Origin of the sequence: Arthrobacter wenxiniae (assembly GCF_013376105.1) — a bacterium.
Lineage (GTDB): Bacteria > Actinomycetota > Actinomycetes > Actinomycetales > Micrococcaceae > Specibacter > Specibacter wenxiniae.
The window spans coordinates 67,283-84,950 of sequence record NZ_JAAMFM010000013.1; the positions used below are offsets into that span (position 1 = coordinate 67,283).

At 67.2% G+C, this 17,668-nt stretch carries 15 protein-coding genes; 7 read left to right on the plus strand and 8 right to left on the minus strand.

Annotated elements, in window-relative coordinates; translation table 11 throughout:
* Positions 1 to 48: 48 nt before the first annotated feature.
* Positions 49 to 1,026, minus strand: coding sequence for an LLM class flavin-dependent oxidoreductase (locus G6034_RS10400; RefSeq protein WP_176635042.1), 978 nt, complete (start codon positions 1,024 to 1,026; stop codon positions 49 to 51).
* Between the two features lie 158 nt (positions 1,027 to 1,184).
* The gene (locus G6034_RS10405; RefSeq protein WP_176635043.1) at positions 1,185 to 2,276 is read right to left on the minus strand and encodes an FAD-dependent oxidoreductase; all 1,092 of its coding nucleotides are present in this window, start codon (positions 2,274 to 2,276) and stop codon (positions 1,185 to 1,187) included.
* Between the two features lie 1,048 nt (positions 2,277 to 3,324).
* On the opposite strand from G6034_RS10405, the gene G6034_RS10410 reads away from it, so the two are divergent.
* Positions 3,325 to 4,584 carry an NAD(P)/FAD-dependent oxidoreductase gene (locus G6034_RS10410; protein ID WP_176635044.1) on the plus strand — a complete coding sequence of 420 codons (1,260 nt, stop codon included), beginning with the start codon at positions 3,325 to 3,327 and terminating at the stop codon, positions 4,582 to 4,584.
* Here the strand turns inward: G6034_RS10410 and G6034_RS10415 are convergent.
* From G6034_RS10415 to G6034_RS10430, 4 genes are all read right to left on the minus strand, one after another.
* Positions 4,578 to 4,715, minus strand: a complete 138-nt coding sequence (locus tag G6034_RS10415) for a hypothetical protein (protein ID WP_218063802.1) — start codon at positions 4,713 to 4,715, stop codon at positions 4,578 to 4,580. The genes G6034_RS10410 and G6034_RS10415 overlap by 7 nt on opposite strands.
* A gap of 673 nt (positions 4,716 to 5,388) precedes the next feature.
* Positions 5,389 to 7,749 (minus strand): glycoside hydrolase family 65 protein, encoded by a 2,361-nt coding sequence (locus G6034_RS10420; protein WP_176635046.1) that lies wholly within the window; start codon positions 7,747 to 7,749, stop codon positions 5,389 to 5,391.
* The gene (locus tag G6034_RS10425; RefSeq protein ID WP_176635047.1) at positions 7,746 to 8,903 is read right to left on the minus strand and encodes a beta-phosphoglucomutase family hydrolase; all 1,158 of its coding nucleotides are present in this window, start codon (positions 8,901 to 8,903) and stop codon (positions 7,746 to 7,748) included. The genes G6034_RS10420 and G6034_RS10425 overlap by 4 nt, the downstream gene beginning before the upstream one ends.
* Positions 8,904 to 9,380: 477 nt before the next feature.
* Positions 9,381 to 9,638, minus strand: coding sequence for an SHOCT domain-containing protein (locus tag G6034_RS10430; protein WP_176635048.1), 258 nt, complete (start codon positions 9,636 to 9,638; stop codon positions 9,381 to 9,383).
* Between the two features lie 555 nt (positions 9,639 to 10,193).
* On the opposite strand from G6034_RS10430, the gene G6034_RS10435 reads away from it, so the two are divergent.
* From G6034_RS10435 to G6034_RS10450, 4 genes are all read left to right on the plus strand, one after another.
* The gene (locus G6034_RS10435) at positions 10,194 to 10,913 is read left to right on the plus strand and encodes a succinate dehydrogenase cytochrome b subunit (protein ID WP_176635049.1); all 720 of its coding nucleotides are present in this window, start codon (positions 10,194 to 10,196) and stop codon (positions 10,911 to 10,913) included.
* The gene (locus G6034_RS10440; protein WP_176635050.1) at positions 10,913 to 12,856 is read left to right on the plus strand and encodes a fumarate reductase/succinate dehydrogenase flavoprotein subunit; all 1,944 of its coding nucleotides are present in this window, start codon (positions 10,913 to 10,915) and stop codon (positions 12,854 to 12,856) included. The genes G6034_RS10435 and G6034_RS10440 overlap by 1 nt, the downstream gene beginning before the upstream one ends.
* Entirely contained in the window at positions 12,853 to 13,602 is a 750-nt protein-coding gene (locus G6034_RS10445; RefSeq protein ID WP_176635051.1) for a succinate dehydrogenase/fumarate reductase iron-sulfur subunit, read from the plus strand. The genes G6034_RS10440 and G6034_RS10445 overlap by 4 nt, the downstream gene beginning before the upstream one ends.
* 68 nt (positions 13,603 to 13,670) lie before the next feature.
* Positions 13,671 to 14,024 carry an iron chaperone gene (locus G6034_RS10450; protein WP_176635052.1) on the plus strand — a complete coding sequence of 118 codons (354 nt, stop codon included), beginning with the start codon at positions 13,671 to 13,673 and terminating at the stop codon, positions 14,022 to 14,024.
* On the opposite strand, the gene G6034_RS10455 is transcribed toward G6034_RS10450, so the two are convergent.
* Complete coding sequence (locus tag G6034_RS10455) at positions 14,021 to 14,227, minus strand: hypothetical protein (protein ID WP_176635053.1); 207 nt, start codon at positions 14,225 to 14,227, stop codon at positions 14,021 to 14,023. The genes G6034_RS10450 and G6034_RS10455 overlap by 4 nt on opposite strands.
* 217 nt (positions 14,228 to 14,444) lie before the next feature.
* On the opposite strand from G6034_RS10455, the gene G6034_RS10460 reads away from it, so the two are divergent.
* Positions 14,445 to 14,939 (plus strand): AAA family ATPase, encoded by a 495-nt coding sequence (locus G6034_RS10460; RefSeq protein ID WP_176635054.1) that lies wholly within the window; start codon positions 14,445 to 14,447, stop codon positions 14,937 to 14,939.
* A 70-nt stretch (positions 14,940 to 15,009) separates the two neighbouring features.
* Here the strand turns inward: G6034_RS10460 and G6034_RS10465 are convergent, their stop codons facing one another.
* On the minus strand, positions 15,010 to 15,714 hold the full coding sequence (locus G6034_RS10465; protein WP_176635055.1) for a ferritin-like fold-containing protein: 705 nt from the start codon (positions 15,712 to 15,714) through the stop codon (positions 15,010 to 15,012).
* Between the two features lie 66 nt (positions 15,715 to 15,780).
* Here G6034_RS10465 and G6034_RS10470 point away from each other — a divergent pair, with 66 nt between their 5' ends.
* Positions 15,781 to 17,367 carry an RNB domain-containing ribonuclease gene (locus G6034_RS10470; protein WP_343038010.1) on the plus strand — a complete coding sequence of 529 codons (1,587 nt, stop codon included), beginning with the start codon at positions 15,781 to 15,783 and terminating at the stop codon, positions 17,365 to 17,367.
* Positions 17,368 to 17,668 lie beyond the last annotated feature (301 nt).

Genomic DNA, 17,668 nt, shown 5'->3' on the forward strand with positions numbered 1-17,668 from the left:
GTCCCAGGGTTGCGTGTCTCAGGGCTGCGTGTCCCAGGGTTGCATGTCTCAGGGGTGCATGGCGTGGGCCAGCAGTTCAAAGCTGCGGATCCAGGCGGCGCGGTCGGTGACCTGCGTGGCGACGATCAATTCGTCGGCCCCGGCCTTCGCGGCAAACGCCTCCAGGTATTCGCGGGCCACGGCGGGGGTTCCGACGGCAGAGTAGCGCATCATGGACAGGACCTGCTGGCCCGCCGGGGAGTCCAGCAGCAGGTCCATCTCGTCGTCGGTGAAGGTTTGGCCCCGGCCCACCATCGAGGCGACGCGGCGCCGCTTGGCCGTCAGGAACAGGGCGTCGGCCTCTTCCTGCGTGTCCGCCACGATGGCGTTGACGCCGGCGATGACGTAGGGCCCGGCCAGCGCATCCGACGGCTGGAACTCCCGGCGGTAGATCCGCACGGCGTCCTCGAGCGCCTGCGGGGCAAAGTGCGACGCAAAGGAGTACGGCAGGCCCAGTGCCGCGGCCAGCCTGGCCCCGAACAGGGAGGACCCGAGAATGTACAGCGGCACGTGCGTATCCTTGCCCGGGTAGGCGTTCACGCCGGGAATGCGCGTCTGCCCGGCAAAGTAGGCCTGCAGCTCCTGCACGTCCTGCGGAAAGGTGTCCGCGGCGGACGGGTCGCGGCGCAGGGCCCGCATGGTGTTTTGGTCGCTGCCCGGCGCGCGTCCCAGCCCCAGGTCGATGCGGCCCGGATGCAGGGTTTCCAGCGTGCCGAACTGCTCGGCGATCTGCAGGGGCGAGTGGTTGGGCAGCATGATCCCGCCGGCGCCGAGACGGATCGTGGACGTGTGCGCGGCCACGTGCGCAATCAACACGCTCGTGGCGGACGACGCTATGGAGGGCATGTTGTGGTGCTCCGCGTACCAGATCCGCCGGTAGTCCCACCCCTCGGCCTTTTGCGCCAGCTCCACGGAGGCGGCCAGGCTTGCCGCGATCCCGCCGTCGCCGATGTGGGCCAGGTCAAGAATGGACAGGGGAATCGTCATGGGTGCTGCCTTTCGGGAGGTCTCGCTTGCGGCAACCGCGCAGGGGCCCGGTATATTTCCGCCAGCGGGCATTGTGGCGCTGGAAGCACGACGGCGGCGCCCGGCATCGGCGCCAAGCTCCAGCCCGCGCCCGGCTGCGCGCGTCCCGACGGGCCGGTTCAGGCGGGGGCGGGAACGCTCAGCTGGTCGATGGCCGCGAGCGCGGCGGACCGGCCGGCCCTGTTGGCGCCCAGCGTTGACGCGGACGCGCCGTAGCCCACCAGCAGCAGGCGCGGTTCGCGGACGACCTTCACCCCGTCCATGACGAGGCCGCCACCGGGCTCGCGCAGCTTCAGCGGGGCCAGGTGGTCCAAGGCGGCGCGGAATCCGGTGGCCCACAGGATGGTGTCCGCCGGGAACCCGGACCCGTCCTCAAAAACGGCGGCCGTCGGGGTGATGCGCCGCAGCGGACCCCGGGAGACCAGCGTGCCGGCGGCGATCCCGTTTTGGTACAGCTGTATCAGGGGAAGTCCGGTGACGCCCACCACGCTGAGCGGTGGCAGCCCCGCGGCCGTGCGCTCATTGACGCGGCGTTCCACATCACGGCCCCAGTCGGGGTCAAATTCGCGCGTGGTGAATGCCGGCGGGCGGCGGGTGGACCATGCCGTTTCCACTCCCTCGGCCGCCAGCTGGAGCAGGATCTGCACGGCCGAGGTGCCGGCGCCCACCACCAGCACGCGCTGCCCGGCGAAGTCGGCGGCGGAGCGGAAGTCGTGGGTGTGCAGCTGGCGCCCGCTGAAGGTTTCCTGGCCCGGGTAGTGCGGCCAGTGCGGCTTGTCCCAGGTGCCGGTGGCGTTGATGACCAGGCGCGCAAGGTACTCCCCACGGTCGGTCGCCACCATCAGCGGCGAACCGGGCGTGTGGCCGGGAACGCCGCCGTCGTTCGTGTCGTGGGGCTGGACGGCGAGGACGTTGACGGGCCGGTGGATGGGCAGCCCAAAGGTCTTTTCGTAGCGGCCGTAGTAGCGTCCGACGACTGCAGACGCCGGCTCGTCCGTGTCTGCGGGCCCCATTTTCATGCCGGGGAGATCGTGGATCGAGTGTGCGGCGCCCAAGGTCAGGGAGGGCCAGCGGTGGCGCCAGGCCCCACCGGGGCCATTGTTGGCGTCCAGCACCACGAAGTCGCGTTCGGGGATGAGCCCGTGCCGGGCCAGGTAGTACGCCGCGGAAAGCCCCGCCTGTCCGGCCCCAATGATCACCACGTCCAGCATTCGATTCCTCCAAGGTGTCTTAAGCGTGGGAACGGTCCCGATGCGGGCGGCTATTCCGGTTGTGAGCGACCCCACGTGCGCGCCCGGGCCGGGATGGCGGCGCGGAACGCCAGCGACACCGGCCGCGGGGAGGGCGGGGCGGCGCCACTTGGTGGCGGCACTTGGTGGCGGGCGCGGCGGCCGTTTCGGTCGGGGCATGGGCCCGGGTCCACAAGGATTTGTCCTACGCGGGCACCACAGGCAGCTCCGTCCATTCGTTGGTTGGCCGGCGCGGGGAGTGCCCGCGCTTCATGGACCAGGCCGGCCGCGAATGGGTCCAGCATTCCCGTTCCCTGCGGCTGCGCCGTGTCCCGCATCAGTTCCATGGAGGATTCGTCGATGAAGTGCATTGCCGCCCCCTCTCCCGCGAGTTGCCAATGGCTAGTAGCGACTTGTCCGTAGCTTCTGGTTATGGACACGCCGGCCACCAGAACAAATCGCTGCGCCACATGGCAACTCGCGGAGGGCTGCGCCAAGGGCGGGCAGGGGGACAGCTGCTGGGTGAAACTCGAAGCGCTCAGCAGCGTCCATGACTACATCGAGACCGGCCGGGATGAGGCCGTTCGACGCACCAAAGCGCCGAAAGGCTATGTCCGACTGCGTGACCTCGGCATTGTTGGCCGCGGCGGAGACGGAGGTCGGCTGGGGGTGGCCCGGTCCGACGGCATGTCATCATCAGTCAACGTCACTAATCTCCCGCCGCAGCAAGGGGCGCTGCTCTTCACCCGACCCGGTGGCGGGTTGGAGCCGCTTTCATTGTGGCTCAGCGAGGATGGCCTCCTGCGTCCCCAAAGGAGTTGGCACAAGTCGTTTGCCAGCGCCACCGCGCGCGCGGAGTCCTGGGGGCCGGCCACTGGCCGTGATCCCAGTGACCGCGGGCCGGGACTGTCCCGGCCGCCAGGGCATAGACTGCGGCCACCGGATCGGGCACGGAAGCATCAGGCACGCCGATTCGATGCGACGGCCGGGGTACGGCCGTAACGGGCCTGGCTGTCAAGGGAGTGGAACCATGGATACCGAGCAAACATTTGTCATAGTGGGGGCCGGGCTGGCCGGTGCAAAAGCGGCCGAAGCGCTGCGGACCGAGGGCTTCCCCGGACGGATAGTGCTGCTCGGCCAGGAGCCGGAGCGTCCCTATGAGCGCCCCCCACTGTCCAAGGACTATTTGCAGGGCAAATCGGAACGGGGGACGATCTACGTCCACCCCAAGTCTTGGTATGCCGACCACGGTGTCGACCTGCGCACCAGCACCACGGTCACCGCGATTGACCCGTCCACCCACCGGGTCACCCTGGCCGTCGGGGACCCGGTCACCTACGACAAGCTGCTGCTGGCCACCGGCGCGTCACCGCGGCAGCTGTCCGTGCCGGGTGCCGACCGGCACCGCGTGTACCATCTGCGGCGGATAGAGGATTGCGAGCAGCTGAAGTTCGCGTTCACGACCGCCTCACGTGTCGTGATCGTCGGCGCCGGGTGGATCGGGCTGGAGGTCGCCGCGGCCGCCAGGGCGGCGGGTCTTGAGGTAATTGTGCTGGAGCGCGGTGAGCTGCCGCTGCTGCACGTGCTGGGCCGGGAAGCAGCCGAACTGTTCGCCCGCCTGCACCGCAACCATGGCGTGGACCTGCGCCTGGGCGCGCGGGTCGCGAAAATCACCGGCGATGACCCCCGCCAGGCCACCGGTGTGCAGCTCGAGGACGGGTCCCGCATCGAGGCGGACCTGGTGGTGGTCGGTGTCGGTGCCGTGCCCAACACAGCATTGGCCGAGGCGGCGGGCCTGGTCGTGGACAACGGGGTCGTGGTCGATGAGCACCTGCGGTCCTCGGATCCGGACATTTACGCTGCCGGGGACGTCGCCAACGCCTTCCACCTCATGCTGGGTGAACACAACCGCATCGAGCACTGGTTTAACGCCCTGAGCCAGCCGGCCGTCGCCGCCCGGTCCATGCTTGGGGTGGACGCGGCCTATGACGAGGTGCCGTACTTTTACAGCGACCAGTATGAGCTGGGGATGGAGTACTCCGGCCATGTGGCACCGGGCGGCTGCGACGAGGTGGTTTTCCGTGGGGACAAGGACGCGCTGGAGTGCATCGTGTTCTGGCTCAAGGACCAACGGGTGCTGGCCGGGATGAACGTCAACGTGTGGGACCAGACCGACACCATCAAGGCCCTGGTGCGCTCCGGCCAACCGGTAGACACCGCGGCCCTGGCGGACACCGGCACCCCGCTGGCGGACGTCCTGGCTGCCGCCGGGACCCGGACCGCTCAGTAGTGCGGGACGGCCCCCACCAGGCCGGAAAGTTCGTCCCCGTCCACGTAGCGGCGCAGGTCCGCGGTGAACACGGCGGGGAGTCGTTCGTTCCGGCGCGCGGACACGGCGGCGGTGTGCGGGCTGATGGGCACGTTGGGCATCGACCGGAGCGCGCTCTCCGGTGGCAGTGGTTCGGCTCCGAAGGCGTCCAGGGGGCCTTCAGTTTCCGGAGAGGGGACACCGTCCGGTCAGGGACCCGGCCAGCCTCTGGAACCGGCCTCGGCCGTGATGTTTGTGGCTGAGCTCGACCGCTCTGTAGCCTGCTACCGGGTATTCCTGAATCGGGATGTCACGGTCCACAACGAGTCAGTGGCCCTGCCGGTCAGCCCGGACGGGTATCAGTTGCACCTGCGCACCCCGGGGGCGGCGGCCGCGGCACCCGGTGGGGAACATCGCTGTCCAAGGCCTCGCCTGGACGGCCCTGAACGAGGAGGATCTGAATCGATGCGAGGAGGTGCTCCGGAAATACTCCAGGCGGGTCACCCGCCAAACGGAGGACGGTTTCAGCCTGATCGAAGGACACGGTCCCGACCATGTGCCGGTGATGGTGACCTGTCCGGGGCCTGGGCAGGCCCCGCGGCACGAAATCCCGCAGAGAATTGACGGATGGCAGCCTGGACGCCGACGACAGGCGCGACCGCCGCGCCATGATTGCAGACGGAACCCTCAGTGGTTCCCGACAGCGGAAACCGGCAGGGAAGCCGCGACCAGGTGCCTGCCCGGCTGTGCTCCGTTCCCACGCTGCGCGCCCGCGGCTGTGCGGATTCACGCTCCGGAGCGGCGGTGCGGAGTAGGTGCGCGCCCGGCCGGCTGGGTGGGCCTGGGTCCCGCCGGCTGAGGGTCCGGAATGGGGCGGGTGAGCGGACCCCCGGCAGGGACTGTGACGGGCTGGCCGTGGTGGAGGATCTGCAACGGTTTGTCGCCGGCCAGGGTGTACGTCGCGGCTGTGCGGGTGATTTCGACCCGGAGCGTGCGCCCTGCCACGACCAGGCCAAATGCCAGCCGGGTCAGACCCGGTGGCAGCCGCGGTGCGAAGCGCAGCATGGCCCCGCTGTCGCGCATCCCGCCGTATCCGGCGACCAGGGCGGTCCAGACCCCTGCCAGGGATGCCACATGCAGGCCGTCGGCGGTGTTGTGTTCTAGGTCATCAAGGTCCATCAGGGCACTCTCGGCGAGGTAGTCCTCGGCCAGCTCCAGCTGTCCAACCTCGGCGGCGATGACCGCTTGGACGCAGGCGGAGAGCGAGGAGTCGCGGACGGTCAACCGTTCGTAGTAGGCGAAGTTGCGGGCCTTTTGCTCCTGGGTGAACGTGTCCGGGCACAGCTGCATGGCCAGGACCAGGTCCGCCTGTTTGACGACCTGCTTGCGGTACAGGTCGAAGTAGGGGAAGTGCAACAGCAGCGGATACTGCCCGGGAGTGGTGGCGGCGAAGTCCCAGACCTGGTGGCCGGTGTACCCCTCGGACTGGGGGTGGACCCGCAGCGCCTCGTCGTAGGGGATGAACATGTCGGCGGCCGCATCGCGCCAGGTGGCCATTTCTTCGGCGTCGACCCCAAGCTCCCCGGCACGGCCGGGGTACCGGGCCGCTGCGTCCGCGGCCGCCGCCAGGTTCCGTTGCGCCATCAGATTGGTGTAGACGTTGTTATCCGCGACGGCACTGTATTCATCCGGCCCGGTCACCCCGTCTATACGAAACCCTCCCTGCCCGTCGTGGTGGCCGAGCGACCGCCACAGCCGGGCCGTGTGCACCAGCAGGTCCAGACCGATGGTGCGCTCAAACGCCATGTCCCCGGTGGCACAGACATACCGGACGACGGCGGCGGCAATGTCCGCGTTGATGTGGAAGGCTGCCGTGCCGGCGGGCCAGTACGAGGAGCACTCCTCGCCGTGAATGGTCCGCCAGGGGAAGGCCGCTCCTTCCAGTCCCAACTGTGCCGCGCGGGCGATCGCCATCGGCAACGTACTGTGCCGCCACCGCAGGGCCTGGGCGGCCGCCTCCGGGGCCGTATAGCTCAGCACCGGCAGCACGAAGGTTTCCGCGTCCCAAAACGTGTGCCCGCCGTAGCCGGGCCCGGAGAGCCCCTTGGCCGGGATTGCCCTGCCCTCGGCGCGGGCACCGGCCTGCAGGACCTGGAACAGGGCGAAGCGGACGGCCTGCTGGATGGAGGTGTCGCCGTCGAGTTCGACATCCGCGCGTGCCCAAAAATCATCCAAGTAGGCCCGCTGCTCGGCACACAGGCCCTCCCACCCGGTCTCCATGGCCCCCGCGAGGGCCGCGTCGGCCTGATCCCACACCGCCGGCACGGACCGGGACCCGGACCACCCGTAAGCAACGGTCTTGACCAGCCTCAGGCGCTGCCCGGGCTCCAGGGTTGCCACGACGGTCGTGCGTCCCAGGTCCGGAAAGCTTTCCGCCGCAACCCGGGTTCCGTCAGGGCCGTCGACGACGTGGTCCATCACGGCCGCGACGGTCAGGGCGCTGCCCCGGGTGGAATGCACCAGCCCGGCGCGCGCCACGTGTGAGGCATTCTTCTCGTGCACCAGCACGGCGTCCAGCGCCGCACTGGCACGTGGATCGCCGCTGGGTGCGGGGAGTTGTTCGTTGGCGATGATTTCCGATTGCACGACGATCCGGACCGGATCGTCCAGGGCCTGGACCTCATAGCAGATCGCCGCGATGGACCGCTGGACAAAGGACACCAGCCGGGTGGAGGTGACCCGTACGGCCAGGCCGGCCGGTGAGACCCAGTCGGCCTGGCGGGTCAACACCCCGGATCGGAAGTCCAGGCAGCGCTCATGGGCGCGCAGTTCACCGTAACGGACATCGAAGGGTTCGTCGTCGACGAGCAACCTGATCGGCTTGCCGTTGGTGACGTTGAGGACGAGCTGCCCGGATTCCGGGTATCCATAGCCGGCCTCCGCGTAGGGCAGGGTCCGCAGCTCGAACACCCCATTGAGGTAGGAGCCTGGCAGGACGTGGGGCTCACCCTCGTCCAGGTTGCCCCGCCAGCCAATATTTCCGTTGGAGAGCGCGAACAACGATTCCGTTTGGGCCAACACCGCCAAGTCCAGTCCGGTTTCGCGCAGGCACCACGGTTCGGTCTCAAAGTCCGGATGCCCGATCACGGTTGTGCCAGCAATTCCGCCAAGTCGGAGACGACGATGTCGGCGCCGCGGTCCAGCAGGGCCTGCGCCTGCCCGGCCCGGTCGACGCCGATGACCTGGCCAAAGCCGCCGGCCCGGCCCGCCTCCACACCGGCCAACGCATCCTCAACGACGGCGCATTGGCCCGGTGTCATTCCCAGTGCATGGGCGGCGGCCAGAAACATGTCCGGGGCAGGCTTGCCCGGCAGCTTTTCATCACGGGCTGTGAGCCCGTCGATGCGCCGGTCAAAGAGGTCCTCAATATGGGCGGCGGCCAGGACGGCCTGGCAGTTGGTGCTGGAGGACACGACCGCGCAGCGCAGACCTGCCTGGCGCACCGCCTGCACATACCGGACCGATCCTTCAAAAACCTCAACGCCGTCCTCGCGCATGCGCCGGAGCACAATCTCGTTCTTTGCCTTGCCGAGCCCCTGCACGGTCCCCAGGCCGGCACGGTCCTGCGGACTGCCCTCCGGCAGGATGATGTCCCGGGCGGCCAGAAAGGAGCGGGTGCCGTCGTCCCGGGATTTGCCGTCAACATAGCGGTCATAGTCGGTGCCGGCGTCAAAGGCCACGAAGGGTGTGCCGGTGCGCCGGGCGGTTTTTCGCAGGTAGGCGTCGAACATTTCCTTCCACGCCGCGGCGTGGACCCTGGCTGTCCTGGTGAGCACACCGTCCAGGTCAAACAGGACTGCCCGCAGGCCCCTGTCCAAACCCACGGAGGCGGGATCTGCCAGCATGGCTGCGTCCCGGCCTGCCTGAACGAGAACGTCTGCGGGGTGGCCCTCGACGGCTTCCCGGGAGATCACTGAACGCTGCCCCTGTTCCGCTTCGGCCCCAAACTGGGAGAGTTCGATCTCGGCAGCATCGGCAAGGATCCTTCCCGTATCACCGGACGGGTCCATTCCGAGGACCAGATCGTTGGCGGCACCGTAAGGCTGTGGTTGCTGCCAGGCCATCACGAGGTGGACGCCGACACCGCGCAGCCCTGCTTCAGTCACGGACCAATGCACGGAAGCCTGCGACCCGTCCGAGCCGTCGACCCCCACCACAATCCTTTCCCCGCGGCGAGGGGAAATCATCTTCCGGCCCCGGGCAGTTTCGGCCGTCTCCGGTGTGTTCCCGTGCCCAGTCATTGATCGGTTCCTTCCAAAGAGTCCTTCTCGTGCCGCGGCATGTTTGGGTTGCTACCGGCTGATGTACGCCCCTGTTCAGATACCGGCCCTGCCACTGTGGCGCGTGAAGGAGTTGGATCCGTCGCAGACCGCTTGCCGATGGGTTCATTATGCTCCCCAACCACCGGTCAGGGCAGGACTCCGATGCCGACGGAACCGTATCCTTGCGCATCGGAGGGGAAGGATGGCAAGTTCATGGCGGACAGTGTCCCCATTGGTTGCCGTCCCCACTGGTTGCCGGAAAGGAGACCGGTCCGTGCGCCTCTGCGTTTCGGTCGCCCGTCATTCGCATGGAGCCGTGCACCGGGTCAGGGACAGAAACCTGGATCCTGGGAATTACAAGACTGCCGACGAGGGCGACAACTACGAGGGACAGCGCAGCCAGAAAAATCACCGCTGCCGTCCCGAGGATCACCTGCCCGCGAAGGGAAGGGGCGCTTATTCCTGGCGCCTGAGCGCTGCGCGCCGGGCTGTGAACTCCTGTTCGTCGATTTCCCCGCGGGCGAAACGCTCGGTGAGGATTCGTTCGGCGTCGTAGTGCGGCGGCTGCAGGGCGGCCGAACCTTCACCCGGACGGGTCCGCCGGACCAGCAGCACAACGACGGTGACCACCCCGCCCCAGAAAATCAGCATCAACACGGCCATGGCCACCCACGCGCCAACACCCCAGCCGTTCCCGTCCCAGCCATACATCATGATCAGACCTCCTCCCATGACACTAGGGCCGGGAAGATTTCCGCAACAGAGACTTAGGTCCCGGACCGCCCATCCGGGGAGCGGCCCAGACACCGCGGAGGGAAGAATTTCGATACGTCCTGATGTGGCCGAACTTTCGGCGCTGCATGGGGAGGCGTTCGTCTAGCACACAGAGGCAGCTTTGTGGCCCGGCGGACGCCGGCGAACAGCGGGGTTTCGAGGACGTACCCTGGCATGGACGCGGAATACTCTCCCTTGGAATATCGTCTCGGAGCGCGTTGTGGAAATGCTCATTTTGCCATGCCTCCCATCAGGGGTGCCGGCACGGAGCCGGCAACACCCAACCACAAGGGGTTCAGAAGTCCGACGGCGTCGCCTCCACCCCCTCCGCGGCAACCGGGCCCCGGCGCGGACCTCAAACCGAACATCCATCCCGAACTGCACACTGAAAGGCCTGAGGATGCACTTTCATGTGAGGCATGCTGACTTTTTGGTCTTTCGGCCCAGGTGTCTCAACGCATGGTGCATTCTTCCGATAATGCCTACAGTGGGGTCATGGTGATCAACAAGGGTGTTGGGGCGCGGACGGCGGCACTGCGATCATCCGTGGTCCTGCACGCAGGGATGGCAGTTTCCGGATTGATCATGGTCCTGTTCCTGCTGGCCCACATGTACGGCAATTTGAAGATCTTCGAGGGCCGGCAGGCTTTCGACGGCTATTCGGCGTTCTTGCGTGTTGTTGGAGAGCCATTGCTGCCACGCTCTGGCGCGCTGTGGATTGTGCGCGTGGTGCTGCTCCTGAGCGTCTTTGTTCATATATATGCGGCGTTTACGCTGTGGCACCGGTCGCGGGCGGCGACGCGCGGCAAGGGCGCGTGGCGCTATGAAAGCGCAAAGAACCGTCGCGGCGTCCAGCGCAGCTATTCCTCGTTTACGATGCGTTGGGGCGGCATTCTCATTGGCCTGTTCGTTATCTATCACATCCTGAATCTGACGGCAGACTACATCGCGCCGGGCGGGGCGTCGTCAAGCCCGTATCAGCGGATGATTAACAGCTTCTCCATCTGGTGGGTGGTGCTCTCCTACGTGGTGGCACTGATCGCGCTCGGCTTCCATCTGCGCCACGGGGTGTGGAGCGCGTTCGCTTCCCTTGGCGCCAATACCTCTGTTGCGCGCAGGCGTGTTCTCAACGGGGCGGCAACCGTCGTCGCCGCGTTGATCGTGGTGGGATTCCTGATTCCGCCGCTGGTGATCTGGGTGGGGTGGGTTCGGTGATGACAGGACTGTTTACGGTTGGGGAGTCCATCAGGGACACGAAGTCGCCGGAGGGTCCCCTCCAGGGGCGATGGGAGGCGCGTCGTTTCGGCGCCAAGCTGATCAACCCGGCGAACCGCCGCAAGCTCTCCGTCATCGTCGTCGGCACAGGATTGGCCGGCGCCTCGGCGGCGGCGACGCTCGGCGAGGCCGGCTACCAGGTCAAAAGTTTCTGCTACCAGGACAGCGCCCGGCGCGCCCACAGCATTGCGGCTCAGGGCGGCATCAATGCCGCCAAGGACTATCGCAATGACGGTGACAGCGTCCGCCGCCTCTTTTACGACACCGTCAAGGGCGGCGACTACCGGTCCCGCGAATCGAACGTCTACCGCCTGGCCGAGGTCAGCTCGGCCATCATCGACCAGTGCGTGGCCCAAGGCGTACCGTTCGCCCGCGACTACGGCGGACTGCTGGATACGCGCTCCTTTGGTGGTGTCCAGGTCTCCCGCACGTTCTACGCGCGGGGCCAAACCGGCCAACAGCTGCTGCTGGGCGCCTATCAGGCGCTGGAACGCCAAGCCGCCGCCGGCACGGTGCAGGTCAACACCCGCCATGAAATGCTTGACCTCATTGTCATCGATGGCAAGGCCCGTGGAGTCGTTGTCCGGGACATGGTGACCGGGACGCTGGAGACCCACCTGGCCGACGCCGTCGTGCTGGCCTCCGGCGGCTACGGCAACGTCTACTACCTCTCCACCAACGCGATGGGATGCAACACGACGGCGATCTGGCGGGCCCACCGCCGCGGCGCGTTCTTCGCGAACCCGTGCTTCACCCAAATCCACCCGACCTGCATTCCGGTCAGCGGCGACCACCAGTCGAAATTGACGCTCATGAGCGAATCCCTGCGCAACGACGGACGGATCTGGGTGCCGGCCACCGCCGGCGACGCCCGCAACCCCAGGGACATCCCCGAGGCGGAACGCGACTACTATTTGGAGCGCGCATATCCGGCCTTCGGCAATCTGGTCCCGCGCGACGTTGCCTCCCGGGCGGCCAAAAACCAGTGCGACGCCGGGCGGGGCGTGGGTCCCGGCGGACGCGGCGTGTACCTGGACCTCACCGACGCCATTGCCCGCCTGGGCCGTGCTTCGATCGAGGAGAAATACGGCAACCTGCTGGACATCTACCAGAAAATCACCGACGAGGACCCCTACCAGGTGCCCATGCGCATCTACCCTGCCGTGCATTACACCATGGGCGGGCTGTGGGTTGACTACGATCTGGAAAGCTCCATCCCCGGGCTGTTCGTCATCGGGGAAGCAAACTTTTCCGACCACGGAGCGAACCGGCTTGGCGCCAGCGCCCTGATGCAGGGCTTGGCGGACGGCTACTTCATCCTGCCCAACACCATCGGGGACTATCTGGCCAAGAACCCGTCCGCCGGCGCCGTGGATGAATCGCACCCAGACGTCGTTGCGGCGGTGGACGCGGTCCGGGAACGCATCAACATGTTCCTGTCAATCAACGGTGAACGCACCGTTGATTCCTTTCACAAGGAGCTCGGCGCCATCCTTTGGGAATACTGCGGGATGGAACGCAATGCCGAGGGGCTGGCCCACGCCGTCGAGCTCATCCGTGCACTCCGCGAGGAGTTCTGGACCAACGTCAAGGTCACCGGCGGCAACGAGGAGCTGAACCAGACCCTGGAACGCGCCGGCCGCGTGGCCGACTTCTTTGGCCTGGCCGAACTGATGTGCTTGGATGCGCTGCATCGCGGGGAATCCTGCGGCAGCCATTTCCGTACGGAGAGCCAGACCGGCGATGGCGAGGCGTTGCGTGACGACGATGGGTTCGCCTACGTCGCGGCCTGGGAGTTCAACGGCGACGACGCCCCGCCCAGGCTGCACAAGGAATTCCTTAAGTACGACTTTGTGGAATTGACGCAGAGGAGCTACAAATGAAAGTCACCCTGCGTATTTGGCGCCAGCACGACGGTGCGTCCCTGGGCCGGATGATCAGTTACGACGTCGAGGGCATCAGTGGCGACATGTCGTTTTTGGAGATGCTCGACGTGCTCAACGAGCGGCTCACCGTCACGGGGGAAGAGCCCGTCGCCTTCGACCACGACTGCCGCGAGGGCATCTGCGGCATGTGCTCCCTGGCGATCGACGGCGTCGCCCACGGCCCCGAGGGCCTGACCACCACCTGCCAGCTGTACATGCGCCACTTCAGCGACGGTGACATCATCGACGTCGAACCGTGGCATGCCGAGTCATTCCCGGTTGTCAGGGACCTCATCGTGGACCGCAGCGCGTTGGACCGCATCATCCAAGCGGGCGGCTATATCAGCGCCCCGACAGGTGCAGCCCCCGATGCGGCTGCCAACCTCGTCCCCAAGAAGGCAGCGGACCGGGCGTTCGACGCGGCCACCTGCATTGGTTGCGGCGCCTGTGTTGCCGCGTGTCCCAATGGTTCGGCCATGCTTTTTACGGGAGCCAAGGCCACCCACTTGGGGGCCCTGCCCCAAGGCCAGCCCGAACGCAATGCGCGTGCGCTGGCCCTCGTCAACGCCCATGACGCCGAAGGTTTCGGCGGGTGCACGCAAATCGGGGAATGCACCGCGGTGTGCCCGGTCGGCATCCCCCTGGACATGATCTCGCGGTTGAACGCCGACGTCCTTTCCGCACTGGGCGACTCAGGGATCTGAGCCGCGTTCCGGGTTCCGGCCCTTAATTAGACGAAGGCACCCTGCCGTCGTGGGCGTACCATCACATCATGGGAACGGTCACCACATATCTCGACACCATCGAAGGCCCCGACCGCGCCGCGCTCGAACGCGTTTATGCACTCGCACGCGGCTTGGTCCCTGAAGCGGAGGAAGGCACCAGCTACGCCATGGCGGCGCTCATCTATCGCGGCAAGGGCCTCATCGCCGCCGTGCGGGCCAAAACGTTCCTGTCGGTCTACCCGTTCAGCGGTGCCGTCATCGCTTCGAGCCTGGACGTCCTGGCGGACTTCGAAACGACCACCGGCAGCATCCACTTTTCCGTCGGGCAGCAGCTGCCGGACGCCGCCCTCCGGCGCATCGTCCAGGCCCGGCGTGCAGAGATCGACGCCAGGGCCCGCTAGGAAGCGGCAGCCTTCACCACTTCGGCGACCTTCCCCTCCCCCGCGGGGCTCCCTTCTTGAAGGGCGTAGGGCGCCGGCCAGATCCCCCCTTCGTCGAGGTGTGCAGCCTCCTGAAACTCCACGGTCGGGTAGCGGGTGGTGAACTTGCCCGAGTTCTTGACGCAGATGACCACGTTGCCGCCGGCATCGGCCCAGGCGGGCATCCCGGACCGTGTCCTGGCACCAGCGCCGGGCATGCTCCGCGGCCGAGAGGCCTGTGGATTTGGACGCGGGTGCCGGGGACGGGCACCGGTGCGGTGCGACGTCACGGAGGGGACGGCGTCGCACGTCAGAGGCCAGGGACCGGCAGCGGGGCACCACGGCCCAACGGCCTGACGGCGGCGCACCCCGGAACCGCGCTCTCCGTGCTTGGATGGAGGCATGTCCACCCTCATCGTGCTGCGAGGCAATTCCGGCTCCGGCAAGAGCACTGTGGCCCGCGCGCTGCAGCAGGAACTGGGCGCGGTGTGGATCGAGCAGGACTACTTCCGCCGCGGCATCCTCGGTGAGACCGGAAACTACTCGCCGCTGAGCGTGGAACTCATTGAACTCGCGGCGGCGCTGGCACTCAGTCACGGGCGGACAGTGGTCATGGACGGCATGTTCAACGCTGCACGGTACAGCGAGCCCTTGTGCCGGCTGCGGGACGGCCACTCCGGCCCGAGCCTGTTTTACGCCTGGGACCTCACGCTGGAGGAAACGCTGCGCCGCCACCAGACCCGGCCCCACAAGCTGGCCGACTTCGGGGAAAAGCAAATGCGCGGCTGGTACCACGGCTGGAACGCCCTGGCCGGAATTTCCGAGGAACGCATCACGGCCGCCGAAGGCCTGGACGAAACCGTCCGGCGGATCGTGGCCGACGCCGCACCGGCCTAGCCGCCTGTCCGGGGCGCGAATGACGCGGGCGGGGACGCCCCGGGACGGAAACGTTCCAGGACGCGACGTCTCAGGCGGTCAGGCCCAGCCTGCTCATGCGCTTGGAATGGCCGCGGGTCAGCTGCGCCAGAATGGCCGCCACCTCGGCGGCGGACTCCTCCTGGGTCCCCTCCGGGCTCAGCCCCACCAGGAAGCTGTGCCGGGCGCCGATCCGCTGCGCCTGGGTCAGCGCCTCGCCCACGAGCCGCCGGCCCCAAAGTGCCAGCCGCGACGACAGCCGCGGGTCCTCGTCGAGCATCTTCTTCAAAAGCCCCTCCAGCAGCGCCGTCTGTTCCGTGCTGGTGCGAACCTTGGCAATGATGCCGCGCGTTTCCCCGTCCAGTCGCTCGGCGATGGCCGCGTAAAAGTCTTCGGTGATCGCGTCCACCACGTACGCCTTCATGAGCGATTCGTGCCAGTCGGCGGGCTGCGTGCGCTCGTGGAACGCGTCCACCATGCGCTGGAACGGCAGCATGGCCAGTTCCGGGTCCATGCCCATGGCCAGCAGCCGGCCGCACACCATCTCATAGTGTCCAAACTCGGCGACGGCCATCTTGCCCAGCACGGAGCGGTCGTTGAGCGTTGGCGAGTAGCGGGCGTCGGAGGACAGCCGCTCAAAGCCGGAAAGCTCCCCGTAGGCGATGCCACCGAGCAGGTCCACCACAAACTTGTCATACCTGGCACTGAGCTCTCCTGCGGAGATCGGCTCGTCGGCGGAGGAAGGCGGGGTACTCATAGGCTCCAGCGTATCCCGTGCCGCGCCACCCCTTGCATGACGGGTCCAATCGTTTACGCTGATTGCGTGCCGTACTCTCACATTGGCGTCATGGGCAGCGCCGCGCAGCAGACACTGGCCGCGGCCCTGGCGGCCCTTTCGGTGGAGTTCAAGCTGCCGGACGGCTTCAGCCCGGACGTGGTGGCCGAGGTGGAGAAGGTCATTGCCGGGCACACCCTCCCTGACCTGGACCTGACGGCGCTGCCCTTCATCACCATTGACCCGCCCGCGTCCCAGGACCTGGATCAGGCCATGTACCTTGAGCGCAGGGGCAGCGGCTACCTGGTCCATTACGCCATTGCCGACGTCCCGTCCTTTGTGCCCGCCGGCGGGCCCCTCGACTCGGAAACCCGCCGCCGCGGCCAGACCATCTACACGCCCGGAAACCGCATCCCGCTCCACCCGGTCCGGCTGAGCGAAGGCGCCGCCAGCCTGTTCGCCAACGATCCCCGGTCGGCCTTCGTCTGGGAGATTGAACTCGCCGCGGACGGCACGCAATCCTCTGCACACGTCCGCCGCGCCGCCGTCCAAAGCGTCGCCAAGCTTAGCTACGCGGAGGCCCAGGACATGCTCGACGCCGGAAACGCGCCTGCCGCCTTTGCCGGCACCTTGGCGCTGTTAAAGGAGATAGGGACGAAGCGGATCGAGCTGGAGCGCGCCCGCGGCGGGGCCAGCCTGAACGTCCCGTCCCAGGAGGTGGACTTCGTGGACGGCCGGTATGTGCTCCAGTTCCGGCCCGCCCTGCCCATTGAGGACTGGAACGCGCAAATCTCCCTGCTGACAGGAATGGCCGCCGCGCAGGTGATGCTGGAGGGCAAGGTGGGGATCCTGCGCACCATGCCCGCGCCGGACGGGGACGCCGTGGCCGACTACCGGATGCAGACCGTGGCCCTGGGCAAGCCGTGGGCCGAGGGCGTTGAGTACGGCGCCTACCTGCGCACCCTGGACCCCTCGGACCCGAAACAGCTGGCACTGATGCACGCCGCCTCCACCTTGTTCCGCGGTGCCGGCTACACGCCCTTTAACGGCACGGTCCCCGAAGAGGTGACCCAGGCCGCCGTCGCCGCGCCCTACGCGCATGCCACCGCCCCGCTGCGCCGCCTCGTGGACCGGTTTGTCCTGGCCATCTGCGCCGCCTTGTGTTCCGGTGCCGAGGCGCCGCCCTGGGCCGTCCAGGCACTGGATGAACTGCCGGACATCATGTCAGCGTCCAACCAGCTGGCCAGCAAGGTGGACAGGGCCGCCATCGACATCGTGGAGGCGGCCCTGCTGAGCCACAAGGTCGGGACGGAGTTCGACGCCGTCGTTCTGGCCGGCCCCCGTCAGAACGGGCACGCCACCAAGGCCGGCGCGGCACGCAGCGCCATCCAGATCGCCGACCCTGCCGTCACAGGGTACTGCGAGGGGGTCCTTGAGCCGGGCACCGTGGTCCGGGTGAAGCTCGTAACGGCCGACATTGCCAAGCGCACGGTGCAGTTTGTCCCCGCCGCCAAGGCCCCGTTGCTTGGGCCTGGGGCCACGGCCGCGGGGGACCCGCTGCGGGCTGGCGGGCAGCGGGAGCGGCTGGGGAGCGGAGCCCCGGATCTCGACAAGCTCGATCCCCGACGGTCGTGACCAGCTAGACTGGAGAGGTAGACATGGATGCCCGGTCGTTGATTGATGTTTTTCGATTCAACCAGCCCGCCCCTACGCGAGTCTTTTTCATGGTCCGTCCCGCCCGCCAATCTGGCGAGGGAAGGACACGTTTTTGTTAGCCCGCGATCGGCTTCCCCAAGATTGTGTGCCCCCGCCAGGCTCCGTTCGGCACTAAAACGCCGGCGTCGAGCCAACGTAAGGGCACGCACCCGTATAGACGAATTGAACGGTAAGCATTTGAGCATTGAAGCAGATTCCCTCCTGCAGGCAGAAGACAGCA